1 protein-coding gene is annotated in these 1,493 nt (G+C 65.6%); it reads right to left on the reverse strand.

Features of this window, described 5'->3' with window-relative positions; all coding sequences use genetic code 11:
* The coding region (glmS, locus tag RFM52_RS32700) for a glutamine--fructose-6-phosphate transaminase (isomerizing) (RefSeq protein ID WP_320327903.1) at positions 1-1,493 on the reverse strand (1,493 nt) is incomplete at both ends.

The raw sequence follows: 1,493 nt of genomic DNA on the forward strand, positions 1-1,493 counted from the left end.
TCGGTGATCAGGATGATCTTGCCGCCGCGCGCCGCCACTTCCTGCATGTTCGAGACCGTCTTTTCGAAGATGCGGTCATGCGGCGCGATCACGATCACCGGCATGTTCTCGTCGATCAGCGCGATCGGCCCGTGCTTCAGCTCGCCGCCGGCATAGCCTTCGGCGTGGATGTAGGAAATCTCCTTGAGCTTCAGCGCCCCTTCCATGGCCAGCGGGAAGTTGGTGTCGCGGCCGAGATAGAGCACGTCCTTGTAGCGCGACAGCTCGCGCGCGATGCGCTCGATCTGCTCGTCGAGCTTCAGCACCTGGGTGGCGAAGCGCGGCGCTTCGGAAAGCTCGCGCACCAGCCGCTTTTCCTCGTCGCGCGAGATCGTGCCGCGCGCCACGCCGGCGCGGACCGCAAGTGCTGCCAGGACGGAGAGCTGACACGTGAACGCCTTGGTCGAGGCGACGCCGATCTCCGGCCCGGCAAGCGTCGGCAGCACGACGTCGGATTCGCGCGCCATGGTCGATTCGCGCACATTGACCACCGCGCCGATCTTCATGCCGGCCTGGCGGCAATAGCGCAGCGAGGCCAGCGTGTCGGCGGTCTCGCCCGACTGCGAGATGAAGAAGGCCGCGTCGCTGGCCGACAGCGGCATCTCGCGATAGCGGAATTCGGAGGCGACATCGATGTCCACGGGGAGCCGCGCATAGCGCTCGAACCAGTATTTCGAGATCAGCCCGGCGAGATAGGCGGTGCCGCAGGCCGACAGCGCCAGCCGGCCGATCCTGGCGAAGTCGAACGGCAGGTCGAGCGGCTTCGACACGCCCGAGACGAAATCCACGTAATGCGCCAGCGTGTGCGAGATCACCTCCGGCTGCTCGTGGATTTCCTTTTCCATGAAATGCCGGCGGTTGCCCTTGTCGACCATGAAGCTGGTCGACAGCGATTGCTGGCGCTTGCGGTCGACCTTGTTGCCGTCGATGTCGTAGATGGTCACGCCGTCGCGCCGCACGACCGCCCAGTCGCCGTCCTCAAGATAGGTGATCGAGTTGGTGAAGGGCGCCAGCGCGATCGCGTCCGAACCCAAGAACATCTCGCCCTCGCCATGGCCGACGGCCAAAGGCGGACCGTTGCGGGCGCCGACGATCAGGTCCTCGTCGCCCTTGAACATGATTGCCAGCGCGAAGGCGCCGGACAGCCGCTTCAGCGCCGCATGCGCGGCCTCCACCGGCTTCAGCCCCCTGGCGAGCTCGCGCGCCACCAGATGCGCGACGACCTCGGTGTCGGTCTGCGAGGAAAAGCTGTAGCCGTCGCGGGTGAGCTCGTCGCGCAGCTCGGCGAAATTCTCGATGATGCCGTTGTGGACGACGGCGACGCCGTTGGAAAAATGCGGATGCGCGTTGGTCTCGTTGGGCACGCCATGCGTTGCCCAGCGCGTGTGACCGATGCCGATCGTGCCGTCGAGCGGCTCTTCCTTCAGCCGGCGTTCAAGGTTGATGAGCTTGCC

Origin of the sequence: Mesorhizobium humile (assembly GCF_033977215.1) — a bacterium.
GTDB lineage: Bacteria > Pseudomonadota > Alphaproteobacteria > Rhizobiales > Rhizobiaceae > Mesorhizobium > Mesorhizobium humile.